This window comes from Bartonella sp. AP150HLJHH (assembly GCF_042196385.1).
Lineage (GTDB): Bacteria > Pseudomonadota > Alphaproteobacteria > Rhizobiales > Rhizobiaceae > Bartonella.
Map to the genome: position 1 here is coordinate 1 of NZ_JBHIQC010000053.1, position 5,505 is coordinate 5,505.

Here is a 5,505-nt window from a genome sequence, read left to right on the forward strand (position 1 = left end):
AAAGCAGGCTTGATTCAAGCTGGTGGAAACTTAAATATCCAAACCAACACCCTGAAAAACGAAGCCGATAGCACGCCTGTCATCACAGAAAAAACGGAATATAGCGATATTTCTTTCCAAAAACCAGAGGGGTATTATTTACTCAATGAACGGAATTTATATCACGATATGGGCTGGGATCGTTGGGGTAGTGGAAGTCTTTCTGATAGAGAGTTTGGGTTTGAAGGTCCCCGAGACTTTCTGTTTGATTGGCAACTTTGGAATAACAAAGAAGGAACCTATGGTACGGCAACTTTGAAAGATGGAACAGTCTATAAGGCATTTACTTGGGAATATGACAAGACAAACAGTAATATAGAACGCTATCAATGGAATAACTGGTCACACATGACAGAAAAGACTGTCACGCAAGGGTTTTCGCATAAACCAACGGTTCAGGGGATGATACAATCTCACGGCAATCTCATCATTAACGCTGATACCATTGACAACCATTATAGCTCTATGAGAGCAGGGGGAAATGCCGATATCCACGCCAATGTGCTGACCAATTTAGGTGCAACGGCTTATAAAAACACTTATCTTGGTTGTCAGGCTAATACAGACAGTTGTTATGGTTATAAAGCTGATGGAAGCCGCGATGTTTCTTTAGATATAGCCAATGGCAAGGATCGCCAGATTGGTTCAGAAGCTTTGGAGAGCGTTCCTGGTCTTGTCCAAGCGGGTGGCACTTTAAATCTGGTGGTCGATCAACTCAATAACACGGCAGCGGAAGGTTCCATTACAGGGGATGCGCATTTTGAAGCAAAAACCGTTGAAGGCAATCCACTGGAGTCCTTAAGTGGTTTAACTGGGGTTGATGCTCTCTTTACACCAAAAGTGGATCTCAATAATGCGGGGGAACTTTCTGAGGGGCTCCCTTTACCAAAGCCCCAATCGGGTGGGGTTGGGGGCACGCTGCCCAATCAAAATTTCATTTATGAAACTAGAGCAGAATTTCTTGATGTCGGCAAGTTTTATGGCTCAGCCTATTATTTGAACAGAATTGGTTATAATCCTGACAGAGAGATTTTTTTCTTAGGCGATGCCTATTTCGAAAAGGAACTGATTGAAAAACAAATGCGTGATCTTGTGGGTCAAGGTTTGGGTAAAGGTTCCTTTATTCCTGGAAGTGATGCCATTGAACAAGTCAAAACTTTGCTGGATGTCGGGGCAGACTATGCAAAAGCACACAATCTCCCTTTTGGTGAGGCTTTGAGTGAAGAACAATTGGCATCCCTAGAAGCCCCGATGGTGATTTATGTACGCCAACAGGTCAAGGGCATGGATGTTTATGCACCGGTGCTTTACATCCCTGAAAAAGACAGAGCCTCCTTTGTTTCTGCTGGGGCTTTGATCATGGGCGATGATGTCAATATCACCAGCCAAAATACAAGCAATTCAACGATTATCAATTCAGGGCGGATTGCGGCAAATCACCAATTGCATGTGCATGGTGGGGATATCCTCAGTCAAGGGGGGCATTTTGCGGCGGGTGGTGATGCTGTTCTCCTTGCGGAGAAGAATATTCGTTTGGATGCAGGGCGCACAACGGTTGACGGCGTGGAGACCGTATTAAACACCGAGGCGCTTTCTGCTGGGGGTAATGCAACGGTGATTGCCAAGCAAGATATCACAGCCTCAGGGGTGGGGATCACTACCGGAGGTGATCTTGCCATGGCTACAGAACAAGGTAACTTGACGATCGGTTCAGCAGAAACCCATTACCATGGTGAACAGGGTGATGCCACCATGCATCATAAATCAGAAGTCAACTCTGGAGGCTCAACGACACTTGCCTCTGGAAAAGATTTGAATATCTTAGGCTCTGATGTTCAAACAAAGGATAAACTTCTCTTACAAGCTGAGAGGAATGTTTCGATTGATGCCACACGCAACAGCATGGACAATCAGAGTGGGAGTGAAACATCTCATGTTGCTTTACACAATGGCTCTCATTTAAGTTCTGGAAAAGAGACCACTGTTCTCTCTGGAAAAGATATCCATATGGCGGCTTCCGATATAGATGCCAAGGGTAATGTTGCTCTTGGCGCCCAAGGGGAGATAACAATAGGGGTGAGAAACGATGAGATGGAGTATCATCTTCGCGCCAAAAACACGAAAGTGGATATGCAAGCCTCTCATGCCGTTGGCTCTTCGATAAAATCTGGAGGTGATACCACTGTCATTGCAGGACAGGATGGCAAACCGCATGACCTTAGCATCACAGGCAGTTCCATTGCGGCTGAGGGCAAGGTAGGGCTGAAAGCCAGCAACGATGTCCTGATCAATAATGCAGAGGATAGCTTACATTATGAGATGTCGTACCATAAAGACGGTGGGGTGTTTAGTAGCAGTAAATCTGAGCATAACAAGATGGATGTGCGCCAAGTTGTGGGGTCAAGCATAACAGGGGGTGAAGGCATTGCCATTGATTCCGGAAACAACACGGAAGTTGTAGCCTCGACGCTCGTAGCCGGTAAGGCAGAGGAAACGTCAGGAGAGAAAGCACCAGGAGAACAGAAACAAGCGGATATTACCATTCACTCTGGGGGAAAGATTACTATCAAAGGCGCCCAAGAACACTTGGACCAGCAAGCACAATCGTCATCAAGTGGCTTTTTGCATGAGAAATCGTCCGATACATCTCAATCGCATACCACAACGGTCTCCTCTATCCTTGGGGCGACGGGCAACATCGTGTTAGACGCACAAGGAGAAGCCAAGATTTCTGCTTCTCATCTGCTTTCCGGTCAAGATATCAATGTGAGCGGAGAAAATGTGACGATTGATGGCATGACAGATCACCATAAAAGCCATTCAGAGACCCATGAAACGGGTTTTGGTGTGGGATCAGGTAAGGGCTTTGTGTCGATATACGGGAGTGAGGGAAAGACAGAAAATGAAGAGAGTTTTGAGCATCAAGGTTCTTCTCTCAATGCGGATGGTACGATCAACATCACTGCCAAGAAAAAAGATGTGAAAATTGTTGGCTCTGATCTTGCGGGTGAGAATATTAACCTTTCGGCAGCGCATGATGTCAATGTGCTTGTTGGTCATAATAGCCATAAGTCAAACTCTGTAGAAGAACGGGAAGGCTTTGGGTTTCAGTTTGAAAAGAGTAACAGCGGTGCTTCTGTAGGTGTTGGAATTGCAAGCGCCAAAGATACGGGCGATCAATGGGAAAATACTTCCACACAATCACACATCACGGCACGCCAAGATGTGCAGATTACTGCTGACAATGATGTAAATATGCAAGCAGCCATTGTTTCGGCGGATCGTGATGTCAACATGGATGCCGGCAATAATATCACGCTTTCAGAAAGCTATGATACCTCTAACGGCAAAGAGACACATGAAAAGTCTTTTGCTGGTGTGACAACTTCCGTTGATATCGGTGTCCTTGGCACGGTACAAGGACTAAAAGATGCCGCAGATCACATGAATAATAAGGATGGTAACAATACAGTTATTAATGGCATACTGACCGGCATGAAAATCAGTCATCTTTATAGTAAAGGCAAAACCTTTGTTAATTGGCTGACTGGCAATACGGGGGAAAAGGGGAATATAACCAAAGGACTGAGTAGCTCATTAGGAGGATTGGGGGGCTCCACCAAGGATGCTCTTGCCAATATGGCGGGTGCATCTGGCAGTGTAACCGTGGGCTTTAAAACTGAGAAAACAGAAGCCTCTTCTCAAGTCTCCACAGCGGTGACAGATAGCATAGAAGGCGGACGCGCTGTTAACATGCAAGCCCACAAAGGCAGCATTCATGGTGTTGGTGCTGATATTATCGCTGGTACCAATCCAATCTATGTGCTGGAAAATGATGCACAGAGCGGAAAGATCACCATGGAAGCAGGTGAAGATATCATCTTTGAAAGTGCGCAAAACACGCAAAGCACACAAAACAGCAGTGAAAGTGCTTCAATGAGTGTTGGCACCGGTTATGGCACGGGTGGCGCAGGGGCAACGGGCAGTGCTGCTTTTAGTCAAGGGGAAGGTTCCAGTGAGGAAGTTCAACACAAAAACAGCCATATTATAGGCACCGGCACTGTTCATACCACGAGTGGGGCAAACACCACATTGGCAGGCGCCGTGGTTTCTGGAGAGCGTGTAGAAATGGAAGTAGGGGGTGATTTTGCCATTACCAGCCGCAGTGATACGGGACAAACTTCCAGCAAGCAAAACTCTGTTTCTGTTGGGTTTGGTGCTGGACAAACGGGTGGTGGGGGGTCCATGAGCGCCTCTTTCCAAAAGGATAAATCCTCCAGCGATTATCATAGTGTTGTGGAACAATCAGGCATCAAAGCGGGTGATGGCGGCTTTAATATCATAGTTAAAGACAAAACAACGCTGACCGGAGGTATTATTGCCAGCACCGCGCCGGCAGACAAAAACAGCCTGACCACAGGAAGCATTAGCACCAGTGATATCAACAACGGTGCCCATGCTAAAGCCAGCAGCCAGGGGTTTAGCATTTCTGGGAATGACACGATAAAAAACATTGCCAAGAATGTTTTAAATCACGGCAAAGCCAAGGATGCAGCAGAAGGGGAAACCAAATCTGCTATCAGCGATGGGACTATCATCCTTACTGATACAACTGGACAGAGGGCGATGGGGCAAGATGCTGGACAAATCATTGGTGCACTCAACCGCAACACCGCTACAGCCCACCAGGCAGTAGGACAGCTAGATGTCGCACCGCTTGAGGATATATTGCGTAATCGTTTAGGTATGAGAAATAAATGGGTAGATGAATGGTTTGATATATGGGATGGGGTTCGTAAAATGGCATTTTATGTTGACCATCCAGTGGGTGAGGTTGCGCATGATGAAAATGGCAATGTCCTCTATTTAACCGATGAAAATGGAGAGTATATAAAAGGCAATGATGGAAAATATATCACTCTGTATCACTTTTTAAAGCCAGAGGAAGAAAAGCATTTACAAAAAGGCCCTAATGGTGCTGTTTATATGTTCTACAATGGCATTTTTAATTCACCAGATGAAGCAGCCGGTAATGCTGTCCAATTGGCTGTTAATAAAAATGGTCCCCTTTATTTTACATACTTTCCCCAAGCTGATGATGTGCTGGTAGAATTAGGGGTAGCATTTTATCAAAAGTTTTGGGAGGGTAGCACTTGGGGATTGAGTAATTCGACCAAGAAGTTCCAAGATTTTATCTATCGTTATGGCAATGACAATGCTATTGTTAGTGGGCATAGCCGGGGTACCTTAACAATACGCAATGGAGCAAATGACTTGCAAGAACATGGTATCCACAGTGTAGCCAAGAAAACAGACTTCTATCTTGTTGGAGCGGCTGCTCACATGCAATCGATGGCCAATACAGTAGATTATCTAAGCGATGGCGAAAAAAATTATATCTACATACAAGGTCATATGTTAGACCCCATTAGTACAGTGATTGGTTACAATTGGCCTACGGCTTAT

At 45.5% G+C, this 5,505-nt stretch carries 1 protein-coding gene; it reads left to right on the top strand.

The features are described 5' to 3' along the window. Positions 1-5,505, top strand: a 5,505-nt coding sequence (locus tag ACFING_RS09165; RefSeq protein WP_375630610.1) for a hemagglutinin repeat-containing protein, incomplete at both ends; no start/stop codon positions are given.